The organism is Aurantimonas sp. Leaf443 (assembly GCF_001425575.1).
Lineage (GTDB): Bacteria > Pseudomonadota > Alphaproteobacteria > Rhizobiales > Rhizobiaceae > Leaf443.
This window is the reverse complement of sequence record NZ_LMRD01000006.1, coordinates 1-26,934: the sequence shown is the minus strand read 5'-3', so window position 1 is coordinate 26,934 and position 26,934 is coordinate 1. Positions and strand designations below refer to the sequence as shown.

The following is a 26,934-nucleotide window of genomic DNA, read 5'->3' as shown; positions in this document are numbered from 1 at the left end:
CCGCCTTGGCCCCGAAAGCGGGACAGGGCGGCGCTTGCCGGGAGTTGACATCATACGAGAGAGTATGTCCAGTGTTGCCATGGCCCACGCTCCGTCGCAGGACAAGGCAGGAAGCACAGCCGAGCCGGCGCGCGAGCCCCGTCCCTCGCGGCGCGAACGCGCGTTCGTGGCCGCCGGCGGCGCCGTGCCGGGCGAGATGGACGCCACGCGCACCGCCATCCTGACGGCGGCGGCCGAGGCTTTCCGCGAGCGCGGCTTCGCGCTCGCCTCGATCGACGACGTCGCCCGCCGGCTGGGGGCGACCAAGGGCCTCGTCTACCACTACTACCGGACCAAGACGGACCTGTTCTTCGACGTCGCCTTGAGCGGCATGGCGCTGTGCTTCACGGCCGTAGAGCCGCACGCGCGGGCGAAGGAGCGGGCCGCCACGCGGCTCTGCCGCATGTCCATCGCCCATCTCCAGACGATGCTGGAGCATGTCGCCTACCAGCACGTGATCCTGCAGGGCGTCGCCCGGCCGATGACGACGGCCGTCAAGGGCGGCGAGGCGGCGGCGCTCGCCCGCCTCACGCAGGAGCGCGACCGCTACGAGGCGCTGTTCCGGGGCGTGCTGGCGGAAGCCGCCAAGGAAGGCGACGTGACCCTGTCCGGCACGCCGTCCTTCGCCAACCGCACGCTCCTGTCCGTCCTCAACTCGCCCGTCGCCTGGTACCGGCCGCGCGCCGGCGAGGGAGAGGCCGAGCGCGGGCGGCTCGTGCGCGACACGGCGCGCTTCGCCCTGCGCGGCGTCGGCACGCCGGACGACATTCTCGAGGAGGAACTGACCCGATGAGCACCATGGCACTCGGCATGAGCGAGAGGCTGAAACCCATCCACGCGGCCGTCGCGGCGATGGTGCGCGACGAGATCGGGCCGATGAGCGAGGAGTTCCTCGCCGACGTTCCCAAGGACGGGCGCTGGGTCTACACGCCGCGCCAGTCGCAGATCCTGGAGGGGCTGAAGGCCAAGGCGCGCGAGCGCAACCTCTGGAATTTCTGGCTGACGGATTCGGAGCGCGGCTACGGCCTGTCGACGGTGGAATACGCCTATCTCGCCGAGGAGATGGGCAAGGTGCATCTGGGGGCGGAGACCTTCAACTGCTCGGCCCCCGACACCGGCAACATGGAAGTGTTCGAGCGCTACTGCACGCCCGAGCAGCAGGCGCCCTGGCTGCCGAAGCTCCTCGCCGGCGAAATCCGCTCGGCCTATCTGATGACCGAGCCGGACGTCGCCTCCTCGGACGCGACCAACATCTCGCTCTCCTGCGTGCGCGACGGCGACGACTACGTCCTCAACGGCGACAAGTGGTGGGCGTCCGGCGCCGGCGATCCGCGCTGCCGCATCTATATCGTGATGGTGAGGACCGGCGGCGACGACCTTCCCAAGCACCGGCGCCATTCCATGGTGCTCGTGCCGGCCGACACGCCCGGCGTAGAGGTGCTGCGCGCCATGACCGTCTACGGCGAGGACGACGCGCCGCACGGGCACATGCACATCCGCTTCACCGACGCGCGGGTGCCGAAGGCCAACCTCATCCTGGAGGAGGGCCGCGGCTTCGAGGTGGCGCAGGGGCGCCTCGGGCCGGGCCGCATCCACCATTGCATGCGCGCCATCGGCCAGGCGGAGGCGGCGCTGGAGCTGATGTGCAAGCGCTCGCTGGGCCGCGAGGCCTTCGGCAAGCCGCTGTCGCAGCTCGGCGGCAATTTCGATCTCATCGCCGAGTGCCGCATGGAGATCGAGATGGCCCGCCTTCTCTGCCTGAAGGCGGCCTGGATGATGGACCAGGGCGACCAGCGCGCCGCCGCGCCCTGGATCAGCCAGATCAAGGTCGTCGCGCCCAATGTGGCGCTGAAGGTGGTGGACGCGGCCGTGCAGATGCACGGCGCCATGGGCATCAGCCAGGACACGCCGCTCGCCCGCATGTGGACGCATCTTCGCACCCTGCGCCTCGCCGACGGGCCGGACGCCGTCCACCGACGGCAGGTCGCCCGCTGGGAACTCGCCAAGCACAGCCAGGAGCGGCAATGACCAGGGGACCGAGCCTGTCCGACGGGCGCTGGCTGAACGAGCCGGCCGACTGGCGCGGCACCGCGGACGGCATCGCGCTCGTCGCCGAGGAAGGGTCCGACTTCTGGCGCGAGACCCATTACGGCTTCGTCCACGACAGCGGGCATTTCCTCGGCCTGGAGACGGCGCCCGCCTTCACGGCGCAGGTGCGCGTGCGCGCCGCGCTGGCCGAACTCTACGATCAGGCCGGCCTCATGGTGCGCGCCAGCGAGCGGCACTGGCTGAAGGGCGGCGTCGAGATCTCCGACGGCATCGCCCAGATCGGCAGCGTGCTGACGGAGGATCGTTCGGACTGGGCCTGCGCGCCCTTCTCCGGCGATCCGAGCGACTTCACCCTGCGCCTGAGCCTGAAGGACGGCGTGCTGCGCCTGCAGGTGCGCGACGCGGCGGGCGACTTCCGCCTCCTGCGCCTCTGCCCGTTCGCGGCGAAGGGCCCCGTCCTCGTCGGCCCGATGGCCTGCGCGCCCAAGCGCTCGGGCCTTGCGGTCGCGTTCTCCGATTTCGTCCTCGGCCCGGCCGAGGACAAGGATCTGCACGACCTGTCCTGACGGGTCGCCAGGAAAGGATCGCCATGCGAGCCGTCGTCTGCGAGGCCTACGGGCCGATCGCCGATCTCAAGGTCGAGGACCTGCCGGACCCTTCGCCGGGCCCCGGCGAGATCCTGATCGCGCCCGAGGCGATCGGCGTCAACTATCCGGACGGGCTCCTCGTCCAGGGACTCTATCAGGCCCGCCCCGCCCTGCCCTTCGTGCCCGGCATGGAGGCGGCGGGCCGCGTTCTCGAGGTCGGTCCGGGCGTCACCCACTTCGGGCCCGGCGACCGCGTGGCCGTGCTCCTCGACACCGGCGCCTATGCCACCCGGGTCCTGGCGCCGGAAACGTCCGCCTTCGCCCTGCCGGACGGGATCGAGGCGGGCGTGGCCTGCGCGCTCCTGTGCGGCTACGGCACCGCGCATCATGCGCTGAAGCAGCGGGCGGCGCTCCGGCCGGGCGAAACGCTCCTCGTCCTCGGCGCCTCGGGCCTCACGGGTCTCGGCGCCATCGAGATCGGCCGCGCCATGGGAGCGCGCGTGATCGCCGTCGCCAGCACGAAGGACAAGCGCCGCGTCGCGCTGGAGGCCGGCGCGCACGAGGCCATCGGCTACCAGGACCTGCGCGCCGACCTGAAACGGCTGACGGAGGGACGCGGCGTCGACGTCGCCTTCGACCCGGTCGGCGGCGAGGCCTTCGACACGCTCGCCCGTTCCATGGCCTGGAACGGGCGCCTCCTCGTCGTCGGCTTCGCCTCCGGCACCATTCCCTCGCTGCCGGTCAATCTGGCGCTGGTGAAGGGCTTCTCGGTGGTCGGCGTCTTCTGGGGCGCCTTCACCAGGAAGCAGCCGGCGGCCTTCGCGGCCAATGTCGAGACGCTCTTCGCCTGGGTGGCCGAGGGCCGCATCCGCCCCCTCGTCTCCGAGCGCCTGCCGCTGGCGCGGGCGGCGGACGCCCTGGCGCGCATCCATGCGCGCGGCACCGTCGGCAAGCTCGTCCTCGTGCCCTGACGAGGGACGATGCGTCGGGATTTGTGCCGTGCGGGCGGTTCCTGTCGCGGTGCCCCCGCCTATATGCGCTGCAAACCTGACGCCGGGACAGTTGCAGCGAGGCAGAAGCCATGTGCGGAATTTGCGGTGAGATCCGCTTCGACGGACGCGAGGCCTCCCCCGAGACGATCGAGCGGATGGGCGCGTGCCTCGCCCGGCGCGGGCCGGACGGCTCGGGCCTCGTCATGCGCGGGCGCGTGGGCTTCGCGCATCGGCGCCTGAAGATCATCGACCTCTCCGAGCGCGCCGCGCAGCCCATGGTCGATCCCGAGCTCGGGCTGACCATCGCCTTCAACGGCTGCATCTACAACTATCCCGAGCTGCGCGCGGAACTGACGGCCAAGGGCTACCGCTTCTTCTCGAGCGGCGACACCGAGGTCATCGTCAAGGCCTACCACGCCTGGGGCCGGGACTGCGTGAAGCGCTTCCACGGCATGTTCGCCTTCGCCATCCACGAGCGCGAGAGCGGCCGCGTGATGCTGGCGCGCGACCGCTTCGGCATCAAGCCGCTCTATCTCGCGCAGGACGAGAAGCGCCTGTTCTTCGCCTCCTCGCTCCAGGCGATCCTCGCGACGCGGCAGGTCGACACCGCGATCGACCCGGAAGCGCTCGCCCACTACATGACCTTCCACGCCGTGGTGCCGCCGCCCCTCACCATCCTGAAGGGCGTGCGCAAGCTGCCGCCGGCGACGACCCGCATGATCGAGCCGGACGGCTCTTTCGACGACGTGACCTTCTGGGCGCCGGACTTCGCGCCCCGGCCGGGCGACGAGGCGCTGAGCCCCGACGACTGGCGCGACATGGTGCTGGCGGGCCTGAAGACGGCGGTGAAGCGGCGCATGGTCGCCGACGTGCCGGTCGGCGTCCTCCTGTCGGGCGGCGTCGACAGCTCGGTCATCGTCGGGCTTCTCGCGGAGGCCGGCCAGCAGGATCTCAACACGTTCTCGATCGGCTTCGAGGACGCCAATGGCGAGGTCGGCAACGAGTTCGAGTTCTCCGACCTCATCGCCCGGCACTACGACACGCGCCATCACAAGATCTTCGTGCCGGGGCACGAACTGATGGAGCACCTGCCCGGCACGATCCAGGCCATGTCCGAGCCCATGGTCTCCTACGACAATGTCGGCTTCTACCTCCTGTCGCGCGAGGTCTCCAAGCACATCAAGGTCGTCCAGTCCGGCCAGGGCGCCGACGAGGTCTTCGCCGGCTACCACTGGTATCCGAAGATGCAGGGCGCGGCGGACCCGGCCGCGGCCTATGCGGCGGCCTTCTTCGACCGCGACCACGCGGCCCTGAAGCGCCATCTGTCGCCGGCCTGGGTGCTCGACCGCGACGTGACCGGCGACTTCGTGCGCGACCAGTTCGCCATGCCCGGCGCCGACGATCCCGTGTCCAAGGCGCTGCGCATCGACACCAATGTCATGCTCGTCGACGATCCCGTGAAGCGCGTCGACAACATGACCATGGCCTGGGGCCTCGAGGCCCGCGTGCCCTTCCTCGACCACGAGCTGGTGGAGCTCGCCGCCCGCGTGCCGACCGCCGAGAAGCTCAAGCAGGATGGCAAGGGCGTCCTGAAGGAGGTCGCGCGCCTCGTCATCCCCTCCGAGGTCATCGACCGCAAGAAGGGCTACTTCCCCGTCCCGCAGCTGAAATATCTCGCGGGCGACACGCTGGCCATGGTGAAGGACACGCTCTCGGCCAAGGCGGCGCGCGAGCGCGGCCTGTTCGCGCCGGCCTATCTCGACGCGCTCTTCGCCGATCCGGCCGGCCATATCACGCCGCTGCGCGGCTCGGAGCTCTGGCAGGTGGCGCTGCTCGAGCTCTGGCTGCAGGCGCAGGGGGTCTGACATGGCCGAGCGCCGCACCAGGACGCCGAATCCCGGCCGCGACCGCGTCGACGGCCCGAGGCCGCTCGCAAGAGGCGCGGGAGACGGCGGCGCGCCCCAGGCGGACGCCTGCCTCGACTGCGGCTGGGGCCGCCTCGTCTTCGGCCAGACCTTCGCCGACGCCGAAAGCCTCGTGCAGGTGCTGCGCGACGAGGGCTCGGGCCGGCGCGACATCGCCTTCAACGTGCGCGACCCGCATGTCCTCCTCTCGCAGGCGCCGCAGGAACTCTTCCTCGACCCCTCGCATACCTACCGTCTGGACCTTGCGACCTACCGCCCCGGCCAGCGCCGGCCGCGCGGCTTCTTCGTGCGCCGCCTCGCCTCGGCGGCGGACGCGGCGGAGGTGAACCGCATCTACCAGAGCCGCGGCATGGTGACGGTGGACCCGGCCTTCTTCCACGCCCATCGCGACAGCCGGGCGCTCACCTATTTCGTCGCCGAGGACGAGGCCACGGGGGCGATCCTCGGCACGGTCACGGGCGTCTTCAACGAGCGGGCCTTCGCCGATCCCGAGAACGGCTCCTCCCTCTGGTGTCTGGCGGTGGACGCGCAGGCGCCCCACGGCGGCGTCGGCGAGGCGCTGGTGCGCCGTCTCGCCGAGCATTTCCAGGCGCGCGGCTGCGCCTTCATGGATCTCTCGGTCATGCACGACAACGCGCAGGCCATCGCGCTCTACGAGAAGCTCGGCTTCTTCCGCGTGCCCTCCTTCTCCATCAAGCGCCGCAACGAGATCAACGAGAAGCTCTTCGCGGGAACCGCCGAGGGCTACGAGGACCTCAACCCCTATGCCCGCATCATCGTGGACGAGGCGCTGCGCCGCGGCATCCGCGTCGACGTGACGGACGCGGCCGGCGGCTTCTTCCGCCTCAGCTTCGGCGGGCGCTCGGTCCATTGCCGCGAGAGCCTGTCCGAACTCACCTCCGCCGTCGCCATGTCGATCTGCGACGACAAGAGCGTCACGCGCCGGCTGGTGGAGGCTGCGGGCGTCGCCGTGCCCGCGCAGACGATCGCCGGCAGCGACGAGGCGCTCGGCGCCTTCCTGGAGAAGCACGGCTCGATCGTGGTCAAGCCGGCGCGCGGCGAACAGGGCCGCGGCATCTCCGTCGGCGTGACGACGCTGGACGATGCCAGGGCGGCCGTCGCCGCCGCGCGCGAGCAGTGCGAGCGCGTGCTGATCGAATCCTGCTTCGAGGGCGACGACCTGCGCCTCGTCGTCATCAACTTCAAGGTCGTGGCGGCCGCCTTGCGCCGGCCGCCCGTCGTCACGGGCGACGGCACCTCCACCGTGCGCGCCCTCATCGAGCGCCAGTCGCGGCGGCGCGAGGCGGCCACGCACGGGGAGAGCCGCATTCCGCTCGACGCCGAGACCGAGCGCTGCGTGAAGGCCGCCGGCTACGATCTCGACGCCGTGCCGCCCGAAGGCGAGACGCTCACCGTGCGCAAGACCGCCAATCTCCACACCGGTGGCACGATCCACGACGTGACGGGCGAGGTCCACCCGACGCTGGTGGAGGCCGGCATCGCGGCGGCGCGCGCCATCGACATTCCCGTCACCGGCATCGATCTCATGGTCAAGTCGCCGCGCGAGAGCGACTACGTGTTCATCGAGGCCAACGAGCGGCCGGGCCTTGCCAATCACGAGCCCCAGCCGACCGCCGAACGCTTCGTGGACCTTCTCTTCCCGCTCTCGGTGCCGACCGCCGTGCGCAACCAGGTGCGCCGGCGCCGCAGCGCCAAGACCGCCTAGCCGCCGCCCTCCGCAAGCCGCCCCAGGAGTTCCAGAGTGCCACGCCTTGCCATCGACACCGACTATCTGACGGACCAGCTGAAGGCGCTGCTCAAGATCCCGAGCCCCACCGGCTACACCGACACGGTGGTGCGCTATGTCAGCCACGAGCTGGAGCGGCTGGGCCTGACGATGGAGCTGACGCGCCGCGGCGCGATCACGGCGCTGCGCCAGGGCTCGCGCCGCGCCTCGGCCCGCGCCATCGTCAGCCATGTCGACACGCTGGGCGCGCAGGTGAAGAACCTGAAGGACAACGGGCGCCTCGAACTCGTGCCCATCGGCACCTGGTCGGCGCGCTTCGCCGAGGGCGCGCGCACCACGATCTTCTCGGAGGCCGGCACCTATCGCGGCACCATCCTGCCGCTCAAGGCCTCCGGCCACACCTACAACATGGAGATCGACACCGCGCCGGTCGGCTGGGACCATGTGGAGCTGCGCGTCGACGCGCTCGCCCGCAGCATTCCCGAACTCCACAAGCTGGGCATCGAGATCGGCGACATCGTCGCCATCGATCCACAGCCCGAATTCCTCGACAACGGCTTCATCGTCTCGCGCCATCTCGACAACAAGGCGGGCGTGGCGATCATGCTCGCGGCGATCGAGGCGCTGGAGCGCGAAGGCGCCGCGACGCCGGTGGACACGCACTGGCTCTTCACCATCGCCGAGGAGGTGGGAGTGGGCGCCGCCTCCATCCTCACGCCCGACATCGCCTCCATGGTCGCCGTCGACAACGGCACCTCGGCGCCGGGGCAGAACTCGTCCGAATTCGGCGTGACCGTCGCCATGGCCGACCAGACGGGGCCGTTCGACTACCACCTGACCAAGAAGCTCGTGCGCCTGTGCCGCGACGAGGACATCCGCTACCAGAAGGACATCTTCCGCTACTACCGCTCCGATTCCGCCTCCGCCATCGAGGCCGGCCACGACGTGCGCACCGCGCTCATCACCTTCGGCGTCGATGCCAGCCACGGCTGGGAGCGCATCCATGTCCACGCGCTGCGCTCGCTGGCCGAACTCATCACTGCCTACGCCACCTCGCCCGTCGAGATCGAGCGCGACCGCAACGTGCATGCCGGGCTGAAGGGCTTCACGCGCCAGCCGACCGTGGAGGCCGCGCAGGCCCTCGACGTCGAGGCCGATCCGGACTGAGGCGGCCCGCCTACGGAACAGCCCTTCGGATCGTTCCGGGGGGTAGCGGGAGACGCTCGATCGCCGCGCGGGCTGCCCCCGCGCGACAACGGCCGAGAGGGTCGTTCCGAATGCGCGGCGGTCTCGCGGCCTCAGAGCCCGGTCGCCCGCCTGTCCAGGGCGGCGACGAGCGGGGCTTCCTGCGGCGGCACGAGACGCACGACCTTGAAGCCGCGCGTCTGGAGCGCGGCGAGGAGGTCCGGCAGCATCTCGGCGGTGCGACGGTGGATGTCGTGGAAGAGGATGATGCCGCGCCCGTGCTTTTCCAGGGACAGGAGCGTGCGGTCCTTCACCATCGAGGCCGGCGTCTGGAAATAGTCCTTGGAATCGACGTCGACATCGATGGCGACGATGCCGCCCTCCGTCAGCCGCTGGCGCAGCGAGGGGCGGTCGGCGAGATAGGGAAAGCGGAAGAACGGCGCCGGTTCGCGCCCGATCGGCTCCAGCGCCCGGGCGACGCTGAGCTGGCCGGAGCGGATCTCGGCCATGGCCGCCGCGTCGCTCATATGGGAGAGGTTGCGGTGGCGTTCGGTATGGGTCCCGATCGTATGGCCGCGCTCGGCGACGGCCTGCGCGATCTTCGGATGGGCCTTCGCCATCTCGCCGACCATCAGGAACGTGGCGCCGACCCCGTAGCGGTCGAGCGTGTCGAGGATGCGCTCGGTCTTCTCCGGCACCGGGCCGTCGTCGAAGGTGAGGACCACTTCCTTCTCGGCGAGCTGGATATCGGCGATGCGCGAGACGGTCAGGATGCGTCCGGCCAGCGGCGAATCGACGGCGGGACGGAAGGACTGGAGAAGCGGGAAGGCGTCGCTCGTCTTGCCCTCGGCCGTCGCCGCGAAACCGAGCGCCGTCACGGTGCCCGTCGCCGCCGGATCGACGCTCGCCGTCCGGACCGTGGCGGGCTTGCGCGCCAGGCTCGCCGCCTGGTTGCCGGCGCAGGCCGGCAGCGCCAGCGCGGTGGCCGCGAGGAGAAGAGGGCGGAGGAAGCGGACCATGGGCAAGCTCGTCGAGGGGTTGGCTCGACGAGTGGTAAACGGGCATGGTTAACGCCCGGTTCAGACGAGGTCCGGCTCACCAACCCAGGCGCGAGGTCTCACCGTCGCGTGCGCCTCAGCCCGCCGCCGCCACCTGCCCCTCGGCCGCCGGACGCCGGATCTTCGGCATGGCCTCCAGCACCAGCGGGTCGATCCCTTCCGTCGCACCGCCATCGACGCGCTCGAAGAGCTGGCGGCGCATGCGCGGCTCCCAGAAGGCGTTGATATGCTCGGCGATGCCGTCGGTGCGGCCGGCTTCCGGGGAGGAGCGGAAGAAGGTGGCGATCTGGTTCGCCATGTAGATCAGCTTGGCATGGGTCGCGTCAGGCTGCACGGGTCTCGTCCTCCGGAACGGGGCTGCGGCCGGGCTCGGCCGGTTGCGGAGCGCCCTCGACGCGCCCGAAATGGGTGAAGATCTCGAATTCGGCGCCGCGCACGACCGCGACGAGCGTCACCCCGCAGGCCGAGGCTTCCGCGATGGCGAGCTGCGTCGGCGCGGAGACGGCCGCGACGAGGCCGCAGCCCATGGCGGCGGCCTTCTGGATGAGCTCCACCGAGACGCGGCTCGTGAGCGCGATGAAGCCGGCGGAGGGGTCTTCCCCCGCCCGCGCGAGGAGCCCGGTCACCTTGTCGAGCGCGTTGTGGCGGCCGACATCCTCGGCCATCGCGACCATCCCCTGCCCTGCCCGGTGGAAGCTCGCGGCATGGACGGCCCGCGTCTCGCGCCCGAGCGCCTGCGCACCGCCCATCGCCGCCATCGCCGCCGCGATCGCCCCGGGCGAGACGCTCAAGGCCGAGGAGACGGGCGGCAAGGCGCGGCGGGCGAGTTCCAGCGATTCCACGCCGCACAGACCGCAGCCGACCGGCCCCGTCATCTGGCGGCGCCGCGCGACATAGGTCGCGCCCCGCGCCTCGGTGAGCCAGAGGCGGCAGTCGAGGCCGAGATCGCTCTGCGCCACCTCGATCCGCTCGATCTCGTCCGGGCGCGAGACGATGCCCTCGTTGAGCGCGAGGCCGAGACCGAGTTCCTCCACGAGGTCGGGCGTCGCCATCATCACGGCGTGCGTCGAACCGTTGACGGAGATGGCGATCGCCGTCTCCGCCGGCACCGCGCGGGTCGTCACCGTGAAGGCGCCGTCCCGGAAGGCGACGCTCCGCGCCGTGGCGCTGGCGCGATGGGGCACGGGCGAACTCCCTATTCGGCCGCTTCCGCCGGCGCGATGCGCCGGCTTTCCTCGGAGAGCTCGCGATAATCCTCCTGCCATTCGGTCGGGCCGTTGGAGGGCGAGATCTGCACCGCCGTCACCTTGTATTCCGGGCAGTTCGTCGCCCAGTCGGAGAAGTCCGTGGTGATGACGTTGGCCTGCGTCGCCGGGTGGTGGAAGGTCGTGTAGACGACGCCCGGCGCCACGCGGTCGGTGATCCTGGCATGGAGCGAGGTGGAGCCGGCGCGGCTGTCGAGCTTCACCCAGTCGCCGTCGCGAATGCCGCGCTGCTCGGCGTCGTGCGGGTGGATCTCCAGCATGTCCTCGGCATGCCAGACGACGTTCTCGGTGCGCCGTGTCTGCGCGCCGACATTGTACTGCGAGAGGATGCGCCCGGTGGTGAGGAGCAGCGGGAAGCGCGGGCCGGTGCGCTCGTCGGTCGCCACGTATTCGGTGACGACGAACTTGCCCTTGCCGCGCACGAACCCGTCCATGTGCATGATCGGCGAGCCCTCGGGATGGGCCTCGTTGCAGGGCCACTGCACCGAACCCTTCTCCTCCAGGAGCGCGTAGGTCACGCCCGCGAAGGAGGGCGTCGTCGCCGCGATCTCGGCCATGATCTGTTCGGGATGGGTGTAGTTCATGTCCATCCCGATGGCGCGGGCGAGAAGCTGGGTCACTTCCCAGTCCTCGTAGCCGTTCTTCGGGCTCATCACCTTGCGCACGCGGTTGATGCGCCGCTCGGCATTGGTGAAGGTGCCGTTCTTCTCCAGGAACGAGGAGCCCGGCAGGAAGACGGTGGCGTAGTTCGCCGTCTCGTTCAGGAAGAGATCGTGGACGATGAGGAGGTCGAGCGCGGCCAGACCGGCCGACACATGCTTCGTGTCGGGATCGGACTGGAGGATGTCCTCGCCCTGCACGTAGAGGCCCTTGAAGGTCCCCTCCACGGCCGCGTCGAACATGTTGGGAATGCGAAGGCCCGGCTCCTCGTCGATGGAGACGCCCCACAGTTCCTCGTAGATCGCGCGCGTCGCCGCATCCGAGACATGGCGGTAGCCCGGCAGCTCGTGCGGGAAGGAGCCCATGTCGCAGGAGCCCTGCACGTTGTTCTGCCCGCGCAGCGGGTTCACGCCGACGCCGCGACGGCCGATGTTGCCGGTCGCCATGGCGAGGTTCGCGATGGCGATGACCGAGGTCGAGCCCTGGGAATGCTCGGTGACGCCGAGACCGTAATAGATCGCGCCGTTGCCGCCGGTGGCGTAGAGGCGGGCGGCCTTGCGCACGAGGTCGGCGGGAACGCCGGTGACGGAGGCGACCGCCTCGGGCGAGCGCGTCTCGTCGGCCACGAAGGCGGCCCAGTCCTGGAACTCGTCCCAGTCGCAGCGCTCGCGGATGAAGGCCTCGTCCATCAGCCCTTCGGTGACGATGACATGGGCGAGCGCCGTCAGCATCGCGACATTGGTGCCCGGCTTCAGCGGCAGGTGGTAGTCCGCCTTCACGTGCGGCGTCTTGACGAGATCGATGCGGCGCGGGTCGATGACGATGAGCCGGGCGCCCTCGCGCAGCCGCTTCTTCATGCGCGAGCCGAAGACGGGATGCCCGTCCGTCGGGTTGGCGCCGATGACGAGGATGACGTCCGACTCCTCGACCGAGTCGAAGTCCTGCGTGCCGGCCGAAGTGCCGAAGGTCGTCTTCAGGCCGTAGCCCGTCGGCGAGTGGCAGACGCGGGCGCAGGTGTCGATGTTGTTGTTCAGAAAGCCCGCCCGGATCATCTTCTGGACGACGTAGACCTCCTCGTTGGTGCAGCGCGAGGAGGAGATGCCACCCACCGAGCCGCGGCCGTATTTCGCCTGGATCTCCTTGATCCTGGCGGCCGCGAAGCCGATCGCCTCCTCCCAGGAGACTTCCTTCCAGGGCTGCGTGTAGTGGTCGCGGATCATCGGATTGAGGATGCGATCCTTGTGGGTCGCGTAGCCGAGCGCGAAGCGGCCCTTGACGCAGGAATGGCCGCGATTGGCCTTGCCGTCCTTGTAGGGCACCATGCGCACGAGCTCCTCGCCGCGCATCTCGGCCTTGAAGGAGCAGCCGACGCCGCAATAGGCGCAGGTCGTGACGACCGAATGCTCGGGCGTGCCGATCTCGATGACCGACTTCTCCTCCAGCGTCGCCGTTGGGCAGGCCTGCACGCAGGCGCCGCAGGAGACGCATTCGGAGGAGAGGAAGTCGTCGTAGGAAGTGCCGGCCGAGATCAGGCTGTCGAAGCCGCGGCCCGAGACGGTGAGCGCGAACGTGCCCTGCACTTCCTCGCAGGCCCGCACGCAGCGCGAGCAGACGATGCATTTGGAGGCGTCGAACTGGAAATAGGGGTTCGACTGGTCCTTGGCCTTGCCGAGATGGTTGGCGCCGTCATAGCCGTAGCGCACCTCGCGAAGGCCGACCGCGCCGGCCATGTCCTGCAGCTCGCAGTCGCCGTTCGCCGCGCAGGTGAGGCAGTCGAGCGGGTGGTCGGAGATGTAGAGCTCCATCACCCCCTTGCGGATCTTCTTCAGCCGCTCGGTCTGCGTGAAGACCTTCAGCCCCTCCACCGCCGGCGTGGTGCAGGAGGCGGGCGTGCCGTTGCGCCCCTCGATCTCGACGACGCAGAGGCGGCAGGAGCCGAAGGCGTCCATCATGTCGGTGGCGCAGAGCTTGGGCACCTGGATGCCCGCCTCCATCGCCGCGCGCATCAGCGAGGTGCCTTCCGGCACGCTCACCGCATGGCCGTCGATCGTCACCGTGACCATCGTCTCCGACTTGGCCTTCGGCGTCCCGTAGTCGATTTCCTGGATGAGACTCATGGATCGAGCCCTTTCGAAAGGCTTGAGTGCAATGCGGCCGGCGCGCGGGATGCGCGGCGCCGGCCGAAGGCCCGGGACTATTCCGCCGCTTCGCGCAGGGGCGCGCCGTGGCCGTGGAAATCCTCGGGGAAATGCCGGATGGCGCTCATCACGGGATAGGGCGTGAAGCCGCCGAGCGCGCAGAGCGAGCCGAACTTCATCGTGTTGCAGAGGTCCTCGACCACGGCGAGATTCTCGGCCGTGCGCTCGCCGGCGATGATCTTGTCCACCGTCTCGCGCCCGCGCACCGCGCCGACGCGGCAGGGCGTGCACTTGCCGCAGGATTCCACGGCGCAGAACTCGAAGGCGAAGCGGGCCTGCTTCATCATGTCGACGCTGTCGTCGAAGATGACGATGCCGGCATGGCCGATCAGCCCGTCGCGCGCGGCGAAGGCCTCGTAGTCGAAGGGCGTGTCGAAATAGGAGGCGGGGAAATAGGCGCCGAGCGGTCCGCCCACCTGCACCGCGCGGATCGGCCGGCCGGACTGCGTGCCTCCGGCGATGCCCTCCACGATCTCGCCGAGCGTCAGGCCGAAGGCGGTCTCGTAGAGGCCGCCATGCTTCACGTTGCCGGCGATCTGCAGCGGGATCGTGCCGCGCGAGCGGCCCATGCCGAAATTCTTGTAGGCCTCCGCCCCGCCGGCGAGGATCTCGGGCGTGGAGGCCAGCGTGATGACATTGTTGATGACGGTCGGCTTGCCGAAGAGGCCCTTGTGGGCTGGCAGCGGCGGCTTGAAGCGCACCTGGCCGCGCTTGCCCTCGATGCTTTCCAGGAGCGATGTCTCCTCGCCGCAGACATAGGCGCCGGCGCCCACGCGCAGCTCGATGTCGAAGGCCCGGCCGCAGCCGAGCACCGAGGCGCCGAGAAGGCCGGCCTCTCGCGCCCGCTCGATCGCCTCGCCGAGGATGCGGATGGCGACCGGATATTCCGAGCGCAGATAGACGAAGCCCTTCCGCGCCTCCGTCGCGAGGCCGGCGATCGCCATGCCCTCGATCAGGCAGTAGGGATCGCCCTCCATGATCATGCGGTCGGCGAAGGTGCCGCTGTCGCCCTCGTCGGCATTGGCGACGATGTACTTGCGGTCGTCCTTCGCCTCCAGCACCGTCTTCCACTTGATGCCCGTGGGAAAGCCCGCGCCGCCGCGCCCGCGCAGACCCGATGCCAGGACCTCCGCGCCGATCTCGGCCGCCGTCATGGCGATGGCCCGGCGAAGGCCCTTGAGGCCCCCATGGGCCTCGTAGTCCTCGATCGACAGCGGGTCGGTGAGGCCGCAGCGCTTGAAGGTCAGCCGCGTCTGGCCGGCGAGGAACGGATGCTCCTCGGGCCGGCCGATGCGCTTCTCGTGCGCGCCGCCGGTGAGGAAGCCGGCCTTGACGAGGCCCTCCATCTCGCCGGGCTCGATCGGCCCGTAGGCGATGCGCCCCTGCGGCGTCTCGACCTCGACCATCGGCTCGGCGAAGGCCATGCCGCGCGATCCGTTGCGCACGATGGTGATGTCGAGCTTGCGCGAGACGGCGAGCAGCTGCAGCTCGGCGGCGATCTCGTCGGCGCCGCAGGCGACGGCGAAGGAGTCCAGCGGAATGTAGACGCGGGTCACAGGCGCACCTCGTCGACGAGAGCCGCCACCTTGGCGGCGTTGAGCCGGCCGACGAGGCGCTTGTCGACCATGGCGGAGGGGGCGGTGGCGCACAGGCCGAGGCAGTAGACGGCTTCGAGCGTCACCTGCCCGTCCGGCGAGGTCTGCCCGAAGGAGAGGCCGAGCGCCTCCTCGATCGAGGCGGCGATGGCGTCGCCCCCCGCCGCCTGGCAGGCCTCCGCCCGGCAGACCTTGAGCACGTGCCGCCCCTGCGGTTCACGATGGTAATCGTGATAGAAGGAGACGACGCCGTAGACCTCGGCGCGCGAGAGGTTCAGCTCGGCCGAGATCAGCCGGATGGCCTCTTCGCTCACATGGCCGAAACGGTTCTGCAGCGCGTGGAGAATGGGCAGAAGCGGGCCTTCGAGGGTGCTGAGCTCGCGAACGATCTCCGTGGCCGCCTCAGCATCGAACGCCGAATTCAATCGCACCGGCAAGCCTCCCAGCCCAGCCAATTGGAATAATTCCAAGAGGGTGACACCAAAACGCCTGTCCGATCAATGGCCTCGCTCGCGTTCAACGATAGAGCGCCTCTATCGCCCGGGCCGGGCCGGCATCGGTCAGTCCGGCGCGAAGGAGGCGCATTCGTCGAAGAAGGCCGCCACCACGGGCGGGCGCGGATCGCGCCGCGCGGCGACGACGCCGACGCGGTAGCCGACATCCGGGTCGGTGATGGGGATGGCGACCATCGGGTCGGCGAGGCCCAGCACCTCCGCGCTCGCATAGGGCATGATCGTGGCGAGGTCTCGCCCGGCGCGCACGCTGGCGAGGAGCGCGATCATCGAGTTCGACTCCATCACCGTCTGGAAGCTGCGCCCGCCCTCGCCCAGATGCCGGTTGAGGATCTGCCGGTTCTGCATGGTGGCGCTGAGCAGGCAGAGGGGCGCGGAGGCCGCCTCCTGCCAGCTCAGCGAGGCGCGGCCCGCCAACGCGTTCCCCCGCGTCGTCACGAGGCAGTAGCGCTCCTGGTAAAGCGGGCGCTGGTCGAGCCGCTTCAGCCGCTCGTCGTCGAGATAGGTGAGCGCGAGGTCGATCTCGAAATTCTCGATCCCCGCGGCGAGCTCCGCCGAGGTGTGGGAGGTGATCTCGAAGGTCACGTTGCCGTGCCGCTCGCGGAAGGACGTGGCGAGCTTGGCGACGACGGCGAGCGCGGTCGGCACGGCGCCGATGCGGATATGGCCGAAAAGGCCGGTGCGCACGGCGCGGATCTCCTCGCGCATGGTGCGCATGTCGTCGGTGATGCGCCGCGCCCAGGCCAGCACCCGCTCGCCCTCCGCCGTCATGCCCTGGAAGCGCGACCCGCGATTGACGAGCGTGACGCCGAGCCGCTCCTCGAGCTGGCGAAGGCCGGCCGAGAGCGTCGGCTGGGTGATGCCGAGCCGCTCGGCCGCGCGGCCGAAATGCTTCTCGCTCGCCAGCATGATGAGATATTCGAGCTTGTCGATCATTCGCGTCCTCCCGCCCCGCCCGAACGTCAAACGCCGCGCACGGGGATCATGCGCGGCGTCGCAGTCTGGCATCGCGGGGCCGCCGGAGGCGACCCCTATCGCAAGCCGGCGGCTACTGCACGGCGGGCGCGGTGGCCGGGGCGGTTGTGACCGGCGCGCCGGGCCGCTCGACGCCGGCCGGCAGCGCCGGATGGGCCGTGTCCTCGACCGCGAACGGGATGTATTCGCCGACCGGCGGGTAGACCTGCACGAGGCCCTTCAGCACCATCTCCACCGCCACGTAGAGGATGACGACAAGGCCCACATAGGCGATCCAGCGGTGCCGGTTGAGGAGCTGGGCGATGAAGTTGGCCGCAAGGCCCATCAGCGCGATCGACAGGAGAAGGCCGAAGGCGAGCAGCGACCAGTGATGGCCCTCCGCGGCGCCGGCCACGGCGAGCACGTTGTCGAGCGACATCGAGACGTCGGCGAGGATGATCTGCGTGGCGGCCTGGCGGAAGGTCTTCTGCGGCGCGCCGACCGCGGCGCCCGATGCGTCGACCTCGTCGGCATTGTGATGCGACTGGCGCAGTTCGGACCACATCTTCCAGCAGACCCACAGAAGCAGGACGCCGCCCGCCAGGAGCAGGCCGAAGACGCCGAGAAGCTGGGTGGCGACGAGGGTGAAGGCGATGCGCAGGCCCGTGGCCGCGGCGATGCCCCAGAAGATCGCCTTGGTGCGCTGCTCCTTGGGGAGCCCGGCGACCGCGAGGCCGATGACGATGGCGTTGTCGCCGGCGAGGACGACGTCGATCATGATGATCTGGCCGAGCGCCAGCCACCCTTCCGGCGTGAGGAGTTCGAACATACGGGAGCCTTTCGTGACCGCGAACGGAACAGGCGAGCGCCGCCGCGTCGCATCCGTTCGCCGTCGGGTCTTCCGGCGGACAACGGATCCCGGCGGTGCACGCGTGGGGAATCGTCCGCCAGTCCGACATCGCAGCCTGGAGTGGCTGCCAGAGGGGCCCGGGCTGGCTGCTGGCGGCTTTAAGGCGGATCACTCAAATTTTCAACGGTCGCGAGGGATGGAATCGCCGGTTGAACCGTAAACGGTCTTCGGCCGATACACGGCCGACACAGCAAACCGCCGGAGCCCGCCCGTTTGACCGACCCGACCCTCACCCAGCTCGGCCGCGACAGCCGCCCCGCCGCCAGCCCCGAGGAGGCGCCTCTGGAGACCGTGCCCTTCGCGCCCGGCGAGGGACCGGCCGCCATCGTGCGCTTCACCTGCCCCGAATTCACCTCGCTCTGCCCGGTCACCGGCCAGCCGGACTTCGCCCATATCGTCCTCGACTACGCGCCGGCGGGCCGGCTGGTCGAATCGAAGTCGCTGAAACTCTTCCTCACCAGCTTCCGCAACCACGGCGCCTTCCACGAGGACTGCACGCTGACGATCGCCCGGCGCGTGATGGCGGCGACGCAGCCGCGCTGGCTGCGCATCGGCGCCTTCTGGTACCCGCGCGGCGGCATCCCGATCGACGTGTTCTGGCAGAGCGGCGAGCCGCCGGCCGGCGCCTTCCTGCCCGAGATGGGCGTGCCGCCCTATCGCGGACGCGGCTGAGCCGACCGGCGAGACGGTCCCTCCGCACGCTCCGCATTGTACCGCCCGCCGCAAAGGCCTAAAGGGCACCCGCCGCAGGGCGCCCGCGGGGAGCGGACAACGAGGAGAGGAAAGTCCATGGAACTCGACCGGATCGAAGACGCCATCGCCGCGATCGCCAACGGCGAACTCGTCGTCGTCGTCGACGACACGGACCGCGAGAACGAGGGCGACCTCATCATGGCCGCCTCCAAGGCCGTGCCCGAGAAGCTCGCCTTCATGATCCGCCACACGAGCGGCATCCTCTGCGTGCCGATGACGGGCGAGCGCGCCAGCGCCCTGAACCTGCCGCCCATGGTCGCCAACAATCTCGACCCGATGCGCACCGCCTTCACCGTCTCGGTCGACTACAAGCTCGGCATGACGACCGGCATCTCGGCCGAGGAGCGCGCCAACACGGCGCGCGCGCTCGCCAACAACAACTGTTCGGGCACCGACTTCCTGCGCCCCGGCCACATGTTCCCGCTGATCTCGCGCGAGGGCGGCGTCCTCACGCGCTCCGGCCACACCGAGGCCGGCACCGATCTCGCCACGCTCGCCGGGCTCGAGCCCGTCGGCATCCTCGCCGAGGTCGTCAACGACGACGGCACGGTCATGCGTCTGCCCCAGCTCCTGCCCTTCGCGCGCGAGCACGGGCTGAAGATCATCTCGATCGAGGACCTCATCGCCTACCGCATCCGCCGCGAGTCCTTCGTGCGCTGCGTGAAGGAGGAGCGCATGCGCGTCGCCGGCCTCGACGGCGTCGTGCGCATCTACGAGACGCCCTTCGACCCGATGCAGCACGTCGTCGCCGTCTTCGGCGACGTGCGCGGCCGCGAGAAGGTGCCGACGCGCATCCATCGCGAGCAGCCGGTTCTGGACGTGTTCGGCCGCTCGCGCAGCTCCGCGCGCAGCTGGGTCGATTCGGCGGTGGACGCCTTCCGCCCCGAGGGGGCGGGCATCCTGATGCTCCTTCGCACCCCGAGCGTCGACGATTTCGACGCCATCGGCCCCGCGCTCGCCGACCAGGCGTCCGAACCCGTCGACGGCGAGAAGCACGGCTCCGCGCTGAAGCGCCAGCAGCGCTGGCGCGAGGTCGGCGTCGGGGCGCAGATCCTGCGCGATCTCGACGTGCGCTCCATCGCCGTGGTGGCGACGCAGGAACGCTCCTATGTCGGCCTCACCGGTTTCGGCATCGAGGTCTGCGGCACGATCCTCGTCGAGAGCTGACCGCGCGCAACGCGCGTTGCGTGCGGCGGCGAAGCTTGGGACCTGCTGCGAAAACGGGCAGGCCTTGCGGAAAATATGGCCTCGCGAGGGGCTTGGCCCCTGGCGTATAAGGATGTCCATCCGACGCTCGCCATGGGCCCTGCCGTGATCCAGACGACCACCCCGCTTCCCCCTCGGAAGGACGCCGCCGACGTGACGCCGCCGGCGCGCTCGCAGCGCATGGGCGCGCTCGCGACCCTGCCCGTCTTCTTCGAGCTGAAGGGCCGCAGGGCCGTGATGGCGGGCGGATCGGCGGGTGCGGCCTGGAAGGCGGAGCTTCTCGCCGCGGCCGGAGCCGAGGTCCATCTCTACGCGCCGGACGAGACGCTGTGCGAGGAGATGCGCGAGCTTCTCGTCGCGGGCAGCCCCTCCGGCACGGTCGTCCATCACGACCGGCCCTGGAGCATCGGCATCTTCGAGGGCGCGGCCATCGCGGTCGGCGACCTCGAAAGCGCGGCCGAGGCGCGGGGCTTCGCCTGCGCGGCGCGGGCCGCGGGCGTGCCGGTCAACACGGTCGACAAGCCCGATTTCTGCCAGTTCCGCTTCGGCACGATCGTCAACCGCTCGCCCGTCGTCGTCTCCATCTCCACGGACGGCGCCGCGCCCATTCTCGGCCAGTCGATCCGCCGGCGCATCGAGACGCTGCTTCCGCCCTCGCTCGCCGGCTGGGCGGCGCTCGCCACGCGGCTGCGGGCAGAGGTGATGGAGCGGCTGGAGCCCGGCCCCTCGCGCCGCGCCTTCTGGGAGCGCCTCTCGGACCGCGCCTTCACCGCGACGGCGCCCGACGAGAAGGCCGAGGCCGACGCCGGCCGCTTCCTCGACGAACTGACCCGCTCGCCGGCCGCCGGCGGGCGGGTGACCCTCGTCGGCTGCGGGCCGGGCGAGGCCGAACTCCTGACGCTGAAGGCCGTGCGCGCGCTGCAGGCCGCCGACGTCATCCTCTTCGACGACCTCGTCTCCGACGAGATCCTGGAGCTCTCGCGCCGCGAGGCCAAGCGCATGCTCGTGGGCAAGCGCGCCAGCCGCGAGAGCTGCCGGCAGGAGGACATCAACGCGCTGATGATCCAGTTCGCCAAGGCCGGCCGGCACGTCGTGCGCCTGAAATCGGGCGACGTCTCGGTCTTCGGCCGCGCCGGCGAGGAGATCGACGCGCTGAAGCGGCAGGGCATCCCGGTCGCCATCGTGCCCGGCATCACGGCGGCCTCGGCGCTGGCGGCCAGCTTCGGCGTCTCGCTCACCCATCGCGACCGCGCCCAGCAGCTGCGTTTCGTCACCGGCCATTCCAAGTCCGGCGGCCTGCCCGAGGAACTCGACTGGCAGGCGCTCGCCGACGACTACGCCACGACCATCTTCTACATGGGCGGCCGCATGGCCCCGAAGATCGCCGCGCGGCTGATCGAGAACGGCCTGCCCGCCTCCACGCCCGTCGCCGTCGCCGCCAATCTCTCGCGCCACGACGAGACGCGCGGGCTCGGCACGCTCGCCGATCTCGGCGCCATCGTGGAGCGCATCGGCGTCGATCGCCCGATCCTCATCGGCGTCGGCCGCGTCTTCGCCGAACTCGCCGCGGCCGCAGCGGCGGACTCGCGCGACGATGCGGTCGCCGCGACGGCCTGACCGCGGACCGCGCCGTTTCCGTCAGCCCCCGGTGATCTGCCGATGGCGCATGCGAAGCGAGGCGGCCTTTGCCGGCGTCAGCTGCGCGCGGCACTGCGGGCAGGAGACGCCCGGCTCGTACTCCGCGCTGGCGCGGTCATCGGTCGACAGCGGCGCCCCGCAGCCATGGCAGGCGCCCCACTGCGCCGGCGCGACCCCGTGGCCGACCGCCACGCGCCCGTCGAAGACGTAGCAGTCGCCCTGCCAGCGGCTCTCCTCGGCCGGCACCTGCTCGAGATAGGCGAGGATGCCGCCCTTCAGGTGGAAGACGTTGCGAAAGCCCCGGGCGAGGAGATAGGCCGAGGCCTTCTCGCAGCGGATGCCGCCCGTGCAGAACATGGCGATCGTCTCGTCGCGCGCGGGATCGAGATGCTCCTGCGCATAGCGCTTGAAGGCGGTGAACGCGTCGATCTGCGGGTCCACCGCGCCCTCGAACGTGCCGACGCGCGTCTCGTAGCGGTTGCGCGTGTCGAGAAGGAGCGTGCCGGGCGCCGCGATCAGCGCGTTCCAGTCGGCCGGCTCGACATAGGTGCCGACACGCCGCGACGGGTCGGCCTCGGGCGCGCGCATCGTGATGATCTCCGGGCGGATGCGCACCTTCAGCCGCGCGAAGGGCGCCCGGTCGGCGGAGGACAGCTTCACTTCGCCGCGCCGGATGCCGGCCTCCTCGTCGAGCGCGTCGAGAAGCGCGGCCACGCTGGCCGGCGCGCCGGCCACCGTGCCGTTGATCCCCTCCTGCGCGATGAGGATCGTCCCGCGGATGGCCTGCGCGCGGCACAGGGTCTCGAGGCGCGTTTTCAGCGCGGGCAGGCCCGAAAGGGGCACGAAGCGATAGAAGGCGGCGACCTGGAATTCCATGCCGCCTCTTAGCGCCGCGCGCCGGGCCTCACAATCGCCCTGCCCCGGACGGGCCCGAAGGCAGGGCGTTGCCAAGCCGGCCGTCCCGGTCCAAGGACGGGGCACCCGACGAACCCCCTCGACCGCAAGCGAACCTGCCGCGTGATCCACCGCCTCCTCGGCCTCGTCCTCGTCGCCCTTGTGCCGCTCGTCCTCCTGCGCGACGCGGCGGGCAGCGCCGTGGCGGGGAGCCTCGCCGCCGGCACGGTGCTTCTCTTCATCGCCCTCGCCACGCCGAAGGCGCAGCGCGGCCGGCAGGCCTTCGTGGCGGTCGGCACGCTTCTCTTCCTCGCCTGCGTCGCCACGCGCGACGACTGGCCGGCGCTCGGGCTGCGCGCGCTCTCGCAAGGGGCCTTCATCGGCGCCTTCTTCGTGGCCCTCGCCTCGTTGCGCTCGCCGGCGAGCACGTCGCCGGCCATCGCCCGCTGCGGGCGCTATCTCGCCACGCAGCCGCCCGGCCGGCGCTATCTGGCCCTCACCGGCGGCGGCCACCTCTTCGCGCTGGTCCTCAGCTACGGCGCGATCACGCTTCTGGGCGGCCTCACCGAGAGCGTCACGCGCCAGGAGACCGATCCCGAGATCCGCACCGTGCGCAACCGGCGCATGCTGCTCGCCATCCAGCGCGGGTTCGTCGCCTCCCTCGCCTGGTCTCCGCTCGCCTTCGCTATGGCGGTCACGACCTCGCTCGTGCCGCACTCCTCCTGGAGCGGGGCGGCGCCCTTCGCGCTCGTCAACGCCGCGCTCCTCACCCTCGTCGGCTGGCGGCTGGACAGCCGCTACAAGCCGAAAGTGCCGCGCGCCGTGCCGCTGGCGGTCAACACGCTCGGCACGATCCGCGACGCGGCGCCGCTCTTCGTGCTCCTCCTCGTCCTCTTCGCCGGCGTCGGCGTGGTGGAGCTCCTGACGGGGCTGAAGTTCATCACGGTCGTGATGGCGCTCGTGCCGGTCGTCGCGCTCGGCTGGATCGCGCTGCAGGCGCGCGGGGAGACGGCACCGCAGAGCCGGTTCACGGGCCGGCTGCAGCGCCTCGCCCTGGTCGACGTCCCCTCCTACGCGCCGGAGATCCTGCTCCTCGCCATGGCCGGCATCATCGGCACGCTGGGCGCCGCGCTCATCGAGCCCTGGCTCGCGGGATCGGGCGCGCGCCTCGATCTCGCCGCGCTGCCGACGCCCGCCATCCTGGCGGGCCTCGTTCTCCTGGTGCCGCTTCTGGGGCAGCTCGGCATGAACCCGATCCTGTCCGTCTCGCTCTTCGCCCCTCTCCTGCCGTCGGCCCAGGCGATGGGCGTCTCGCCGAACGCCGTCGTCGTCGCCATCACCGCCGGCTGGGCGCTGGCGGGCGCAAGCTCGCCCTTCACCGCCACGACGCTCCTTGTCGGGCGGCTCGGCGAGGTCTCGGCGCTGCATGTCGGCATCGTCTGGAACCGCAGCTTCATGGCGGTGGCGACGCTCGTCCTCCTCGCCTCGGTGCTCGTCGCCGCGCATCTGATGCGTGTTTGACATGCGAACGCCCCGCGCGGGGGTTTCCCGGCGGGGCGTTCGATCGTGTCGGTCTTCCGGCGCCGGGCCTGACGCCCTTGCGAGGCGCCGGGCCTGTCGACCCTCGGCTTGGGCGCATCTCCGCGGCGGTTTGCGCCGCGGGGATGCGTCGGTCGTCGGTCGTCAGTCGATGTAGTGATGGGCCTTGAGATAGGCCACGACCTGGTCGGCGAGGGTCTCGGCGGCGTTCATGCCGCCGGCCAGCTGCAGTTCGGGGCTCTCGGGCGCCTCGTAGGGGCTGTCGATGCCCGTGAAGTTCTTGATCGATCCCTCCCGCGCCCGCTTGTACAGGCCCTTCGGGTCCCGGCTCTCGGCCACGCGCAGCGGCGTGTCCACGAAGATCTCCTCCGCGGCGGTTTGCGCCGCGGGGATGCGTCGGTCGTCGGTCGTCAGTCGATGTAGTGATGGGCCTTGAGATAGGCCACGACCTGGTCGGCGAGGGTCTCGGCGGCGTTCATGCCGCCGGCCAGCTGCAGTTCGGGGCTCTCGGGCGCCTCGTAGGGGCTGTCGATACCCGTGAAGTTCTTGATCGATCCCTCCCGCGCCCGCTTGTACAGGCCCTTCGGGTCCCGGCTCTCGGCCACGCGCAGCGGCGTGTCCACGAAGATCTCCACGAACTCGCCCGGATCGAACAGCTCGCGCGCCATCTGCCGCTCCGAGCGGAACGGCGAGATGAACGAGGCCAGCACGATCAGSCCSGCGTCCACGAAGAGCCGCGCCGTCTCCGCCACGCGCCGGATGTTCTCCACCCGGTCCACCTCGGTGAAGCCCAGATCCCGGTTCAGCCCGTGGCGCACGTTGTCGCCGTCGAGCAGATAGGTGTGCTTGCCGAGCGCGAAGAGCTTCTTCTCCACGAGGTTGGCCACCGTCGACTTGCCCGCCCCCGAAAGACCCGTGAACCACAGGACCGCCGGCCGCTGGCCCATCGCCTCGCCGCGCAGCCGCTTGGTCAGGTCCACMGCCTGCCAGTGGATGTTCGTCGCCCGGCGCAGGCCGAAGTCGATCATCCCCGCGCCCACCGTCAGGTTCGACAGGCGGTCGATCACGATGAAGCCGCCGGTCTGCGGGTTCTCCGAATAGGGGTCGAAGGCCACCGGCTCGCGCAGCGAGACGTTGACCACCGCCACCGCGTTCAGCTCCAGCGACTTGGCCGCCAGATGCTGGAACGTGTTGACGTCGATCGCGTGCTTGATCTCCGTCACCGAGCCGGCCACGCTCTTGGCGCCGATCTTGAACAGATACGGCCGCCCCGGGATCAGCGCGTCGTCGTGCATCCAGATGAGATGGGCGGCGAACTGGTCGGTCACTTCCGGGCGCGCGCCCGCCGCCGCGATCACGTCGCCGCGCGAGATGTCCACCTCGTCCGACAGGACCAGCGTCACCGCCTCGCCGGCGATGGCGCTCGCACGCTCGCCGTCGAAGGTGGAGATCGCCTTCACCGTCGAGGTGCGCCCCGACATGGCCACCGCCACCTCGTCGCCCACCGAAACGCGCCCGCCGGCGATCGTGCCGGAATAGCCGCGGAAGTCGAGGTTCGGCCGGTTCACCCATTGCACGGGGAAGCGGAAGGGCAGGCTCGTGCGCTCCTGCGAAACGTCCAGCGTCTCCAGATGCTCCAGCAGCGTCGGCCCGTCGTACCAGGACAGGTTCTCGCCCCGGCCCGTCACGTTGTCGCCGAAGCGCGCCGAGAGCGGGATCGGCTGCAGCGTCTGGAAGCCGAGATCGACGGCGAACTCGCGGTAGTCGGCGACGATCCTGTCGAAGATCTCCTCCGAATAGCCGACGAGGTCGATCTTGTTGACGGCCACCACGACGTGGCGGATGCCCAGAAGCGAGGCGATGAAGGAATGGCGCCGGGTCTGGGTGAGGATGCCCTTGCGCGCGTCGACGAGGAGGATGGCGACGTCGGCATTGGAGGCGCCGGTGGCCATGTTGCGCGTGTACTGCTCGTGGCCGGGCGTGTCGGCGACGATGAACTTGCGCTTGTCGGTGGCGAAGAAGCGGTAGGCGACGTCGATGGTGATGCCCTGCTCGCGCTCGGCCTCCAGCCCGTCGACGAGGAGGGCGAAGTCGATGTCCTCGCCCACCGTGCCGTGCTTGACGGAGTCGCGCTCCAGGCTCGCCAGCTGGTCCTCGAAGAGCAGCTTGGTATCGTAGAGCAGGCGCCCGATGAGGGTCGACTTGCCGTCGTCCACCGAGCCGCAGGTGAGGAAGCGCAGGAGCCCCTTCTCCTCGTGGCGGGCGAGATAGTCGGTGAAGGCGGTCGGATCGAGTTCGACGATGTCCATCAGAAATATCCCTCGCGCTTCTTCTTCTCCATCGACCCGGCCTCGTCGTGGTCGATCAGCCGGCCCGAGCGCTCGGACGTCTTGGCCAGCAGCATCTCGTAGACGATCTCGGGCAGGGTCGTGGCGTCCGACTCCATGGCCGCGGTCAGCGGGTAGCAGCCGAGCGTGCGGAAGCGCACCTTGCGCATCTGCGGGGTCTCGCCGGGGGCGAGCGGCATGCGGTCGTCGTCGACCATGATGAGCTGGCCGTCGCGTTCCACGACCGGGCGCCGGTCGGCGAAGTAGAGGGGAACGATGGGGATGTTCTCCTTCAGGATGTACTGCCAGATGTCGAGCTCGGTCCAGTTCGACAGGGGGAAGGCGCGGATCGACTCGCCCTTGCGGATGCGGGCATTGTAGACGTTCCAGAGCTCGGGGCGCTGGTTCTTGGGGTCCCAGCCGTGGTTCTCGGAGCGGAAGGAGAAGATGCGCTCCTTGGCGCGGCTCTTCTCCTCGTCGCGCCGCGCCCCGCCGAAGGCGGCGTCGAAGCCGTGCTGGGTCAGCGCCTGCTTGAGGGAGTCGGTCTTCATGATGTTGGTGTAGAGCGAGGCGCCGTGGGTGAAGGGCGTGACGCCCTTGGCGATGCCCTCCGCGTTCTGATGGACGATGAGCTCCATCCCCGCGCGCCTGGCGGCGGCGTCGCGGAAGGCGATCATCTCGCGGAACTTCCACGTCGTGTCGACATGCATCAGGGGAAAGGGCGGGCGCGAAGGGTGGAACGCCTTCATCGCCAGATGCAGCATCACCGACGAATCCTTGCCGATCGAATACAGCATCACCGGGTTGCGGAACTCCGACGCAACCTCCCGAAGAATGTGGATCGACTCCGCCTCAAGCATCCGCAAATGCGTCAGTCGATCCGACGATAGGTCAGACACGG

The 26,934-nt window shown here is 70.1% G+C and carries 22 protein-coding genes and 1 pseudogene; 11 read left to right on the top strand and 12 right to left on the bottom strand.

All coding sequences use genetic code 11. The features are described from left to right. Window positions 1-64: 64 nt before the first annotated feature. From ASG48_RS04845 to ASG48_RS04815, 7 genes are all read left to right on the top strand, one after another. Window positions 65-832, top strand: a complete 768-nt coding sequence (locus ASG48_RS04845) for a TetR/AcrR family transcriptional regulator (RefSeq protein WP_082529252.1) — start codon at window positions 65-67, stop codon at window positions 830-832. Next, complete coding sequence (locus tag ASG48_RS04840; RefSeq protein ID WP_055846135.1) at window positions 829-2,067, top strand: acyl-CoA dehydrogenase family protein; 1,239 nt, start codon at window positions 829-831, stop codon at window positions 2,065-2,067. Before ASG48_RS04845 ends, ASG48_RS04840 begins: the two co-directional genes overlap by 4 nt. Further along, complete coding sequence (locus ASG48_RS04835) at window positions 2,064-2,654, top strand: DUF1349 domain-containing protein (RefSeq protein WP_055846133.1); 591 nt, start codon at window positions 2,064-2,066, stop codon at window positions 2,652-2,654. Before ASG48_RS04840 ends, ASG48_RS04835 begins: the two co-directional genes overlap by 4 nt. A 23-nt stretch (window positions 2,655-2,677) precedes the next feature. After that, window positions 2,678-3,646: an NADPH:quinone oxidoreductase family protein gene (locus ASG48_RS04830; protein WP_055846131.1), complete on the top strand. Its 969-nt coding sequence runs from the start codon at window positions 2,678-2,680 to the stop codon at window positions 3,644-3,646. Between the two features lie 110 nt (window positions 3,647-3,756). Then, window positions 3,757-5,532, top strand: a complete 1,776-nt coding sequence (locus ASG48_RS04825) for an N-acetylglutaminylglutamine amidotransferase (RefSeq protein ID WP_055846128.1) — start codon at window positions 3,757-3,759, stop codon at window positions 5,530-5,532. A 1-nt stretch (window position 5,533) separates the two neighbouring features. Next, window positions 5,534-7,318, top strand: a complete 1,785-nt coding sequence (ngg, locus tag ASG48_RS04820) for an N-acetylglutaminylglutamine synthetase (protein ID WP_055846126.1) — start codon at window positions 5,534-5,536, stop codon at window positions 7,316-7,318. Between the two features lie 36 nt (window positions 7,319-7,354). Then, complete coding sequence (locus ASG48_RS04815; RefSeq protein WP_055846122.1) at window positions 7,355-8,506, top strand: osmoprotectant NAGGN system M42 family peptidase; 1,152 nt, start codon at window positions 7,355-7,357, stop codon at window positions 8,504-8,506. 131 nt (window positions 8,507-8,637) lie between these two features. Here the strand turns inward: ASG48_RS04815 and ASG48_RS04810 are convergent, their stop codons facing one another. The 8 genes and pseudogenes from ASG48_RS04810 to ASG48_RS04775 form a co-directional block, all read right to left on the bottom strand. After that, a complete protein-coding gene (locus ASG48_RS04810; RefSeq protein WP_055846119.1) occupies window positions 8,638-9,543 on the bottom strand; it encodes a polysaccharide deacetylase family protein in 906 nt (301 codons plus the stop codon). Between the two features lie 115 nt (window positions 9,544-9,658). Beyond that, the gene (locus ASG48_RS04805) at window positions 9,659-9,880 is read right to left on the bottom strand and encodes a formate dehydrogenase subunit delta (protein WP_055847827.1); all 222 of its coding nucleotides are present in this window, start codon (window positions 9,878-9,880) and stop codon (window positions 9,659-9,661) included. A 25-nt stretch (window positions 9,881-9,905) separates the two neighbouring features. Continuing rightward, on the bottom strand, window positions 9,906-10,766 hold the full coding sequence (fdhD, locus tag ASG48_RS04800; RefSeq protein WP_055846116.1) for a formate dehydrogenase accessory sulfurtransferase FdhD: 861 nt from the start codon (window positions 10,764-10,766) through the stop codon (window positions 9,906-9,908). Window positions 10,767-10,777: 11 nt separating this feature from the next. Continuing rightward, the gene (fdhF, locus tag ASG48_RS04795) at window positions 10,778-13,624 is read right to left on the bottom strand and encodes a formate dehydrogenase subunit alpha (protein ID WP_055846113.1); all 2,847 of its coding nucleotides are present in this window, start codon (window positions 13,622-13,624) and stop codon (window positions 10,778-10,780) included. 77 nt (window positions 13,625-13,701) lie between these two features. Further along, complete coding sequence (locus ASG48_RS04790; protein ID WP_055846110.1) at window positions 13,702-15,261, bottom strand: NADH-quinone oxidoreductase subunit NuoF; 1,560 nt, start codon at window positions 15,259-15,261, stop codon at window positions 13,702-13,704. Further along, on the bottom strand, window positions 15,258-15,725 hold the full coding sequence (locus ASG48_RS04785; RefSeq protein WP_244486762.1) for a formate dehydrogenase subunit gamma: 468 nt from the start codon (window positions 15,723-15,725) through the stop codon (window positions 15,258-15,260). Before ASG48_RS04785 ends, ASG48_RS04790 begins: the two co-directional genes overlap by 4 nt. Before the next feature lie 135 nt (window positions 15,726-15,860). Next, window positions 15,861-16,748, bottom strand: coding sequence for a LysR family transcriptional regulator (locus ASG48_RS04780; protein ID WP_055846104.1), 888 nt, complete (start codon window positions 16,746-16,748; stop codon window positions 15,861-15,863). A gap of 235 nt (window positions 16,749-16,983) precedes the next feature. Then, window positions 16,984-17,595: pseudogene (locus tag ASG48_RS04775) on the bottom strand (TerC family protein); the annotation flags it as partial. A 294-nt stretch (window positions 17,596-17,889) separates the two neighbouring features. Between ASG48_RS04775 and queF the strand changes: the two are divergent. From queF to cysG, 3 genes are all read left to right on the top strand, one after another. Continuing rightward, window positions 17,890-18,348, top strand: coding sequence for a preQ(1) synthase (gene queF / locus ASG48_RS04770; RefSeq protein ID WP_055846100.1), 459 nt, complete (start codon window positions 17,890-17,892; stop codon window positions 18,346-18,348). Window positions 18,349-18,465: 117 nt separating this feature from the next. Continuing rightward, window positions 18,466-19,596, top strand: coding sequence for a 3,4-dihydroxy-2-butanone-4-phosphate synthase (ribB, locus tag ASG48_RS04765; protein ID WP_055846096.1), 1,131 nt, complete (start codon window positions 18,466-18,468; stop codon window positions 19,594-19,596). Window positions 19,597-19,815: 219 nt separating this feature from the next. Further along, the gene (gene cysG, locus ASG48_RS04760) at window positions 19,816-21,252 is read left to right on the top strand and encodes a siroheme synthase CysG (protein ID WP_055847823.1); all 1,437 of its coding nucleotides are present in this window, start codon (window positions 19,816-19,818) and stop codon (window positions 21,250-21,252) included. A 21-nt stretch (window positions 21,253-21,273) separates the two neighbouring features. Here the strand turns inward: cysG and ASG48_RS04755 are convergent, their stop codons facing one another. Beyond that, complete coding sequence (locus tag ASG48_RS04755) at window positions 21,274-22,149, bottom strand: rhodanese-related sulfurtransferase (RefSeq protein WP_055846093.1); 876 nt, start codon at window positions 22,147-22,149, stop codon at window positions 21,274-21,276. Window positions 22,150-22,290: 141 nt separating this feature from the next. Between ASG48_RS04755 and ASG48_RS04750 the strand changes: the two genes are divergently transcribed. Continuing rightward, a complete protein-coding gene (locus tag ASG48_RS04750) occupies window positions 22,291-23,688 on the top strand; it encodes a hypothetical protein (protein WP_244486761.1) in 1,398 nt (465 codons plus the stop codon). Window positions 23,689-23,850: 162 nt separating this feature from the next. Here the strand turns inward: ASG48_RS04750 and ASG48_RS04745 are convergent, their stop codons facing one another. The 3 genes from ASG48_RS04745 to cysD are packed head-to-tail and all read right to left on the bottom strand — an operon-like array spanning window position 23,851 to window position 26,932. Further along, window positions 23,851-24,069 carry an adenylyl-sulfate kinase gene (locus tag ASG48_RS04745; protein ID WP_280138009.1) on the bottom strand — a complete coding sequence of 73 codons (219 nt, stop codon included), beginning with the start codon at window positions 24,067-24,069 and terminating at the stop codon, window positions 23,851-23,853. Window positions 24,070-24,116: 47 nt separating this feature from the next. Beyond that, window positions 24,117-26,015 carry a sulfate adenylyltransferase subunit CysN gene (gene cysN, locus ASG48_RS04740; protein WP_055846088.1) on the bottom strand — a complete coding sequence of 633 codons (1,899 nt, stop codon included), beginning with the start codon at window positions 26,013-26,015 and terminating at the stop codon, window positions 24,117-24,119. Next, complete coding sequence (gene cysD, locus ASG48_RS04735) at window positions 26,015-26,932, bottom strand: sulfate adenylyltransferase subunit CysD (RefSeq protein WP_348271116.1); 918 nt, start codon at window positions 26,930-26,932, stop codon at window positions 26,015-26,017. The genes cysN and cysD overlap by 1 nt, the downstream gene beginning before the upstream one ends. Window positions 26,933-26,934: the final 2 nt, after the last annotated feature.

Bases quoted from the DNA above. Each gene is read 5' to 3' on its own strand.
- ASG48_RS04845 (WP_082529252.1), top strand. From the start codon at position 65: ATGTCCAGTGTTGCCATGGCCCACGCTCCGTCGCAGGACAAGGCAGGA.
- ASG48_RS04840 (WP_055846135.1), top strand. From the start codon at position 829: ATGAGCACCATGGCACTCGGCATGAGCGAGAGGCTGAAACCCATCCAC.
- ASG48_RS04780 (WP_055846104.1), bottom strand. From the start codon at position 16,748: ATGATCGACAAGCTCGAATATCTCATCATGCTGGCGAGCGAGAAGCAT.
- cysG (WP_055847823.1), top strand. From the start codon at position 19,816: ATGGGCGCGCTCGCGACCCTGCCCGTCTTCTTCGAGCTGAAGGGCCGC.
- ASG48_RS04810 (WP_055846119.1), bottom strand. From the start codon at position 9,543: ATGGTCCGCTTCCTCCGCCCTCTTCTCCTCGCGGCCACCGCGCTGGCG.
- ASG48_RS04830 (WP_055846131.1), top strand. From the start codon at position 2,678: ATGCGAGCCGTCGTCTGCGAGGCCTACGGGCCGATCGCCGATCTCAAG.
- ribB (WP_055846096.1), top strand. From the start codon at position 18,466: ATGGAACTCGACCGGATCGAAGACGCCATCGCCGCGATCGCCAACGGC.
- fdhF (WP_055846113.1), bottom strand. From the start codon at position 13,624: ATGAGTCTCATCCAGGAAATCGACTACGGGACGCCGAAGGCCAAGTCG.
- ASG48_RS04835 (WP_055846133.1), top strand. From the start codon at position 2,064: ATGACCAGGGGACCGAGCCTGTCCGACGGGCGCTGGCTGAACGAGCCG.
- ASG48_RS04805 (WP_055847827.1), bottom strand. From the start codon at position 9,880: ATGGCGAACCAGATCGCCACCTTCTTCCGCTCCTCCCCGGAAGCCGGC.
- ASG48_RS04755 (WP_055846093.1), bottom strand. From the start codon at position 22,149: ATGGAATTCCAGGTCGCCGCCTTCTATCGCTTCGTGCCCCTTTCGGGC.
- ASG48_RS04825 (WP_055846128.1), top strand. From the start codon at position 3,757: ATGTGCGGAATTTGCGGTGAGATCCGCTTCGACGGACGCGAGGCCTCC.
- ngg (WP_055846126.1), top strand. From the start codon at position 5,534: ATGGCCGAGCGCCGCACCAGGACGCCGAATCCCGGCCGCGACCGCGTC.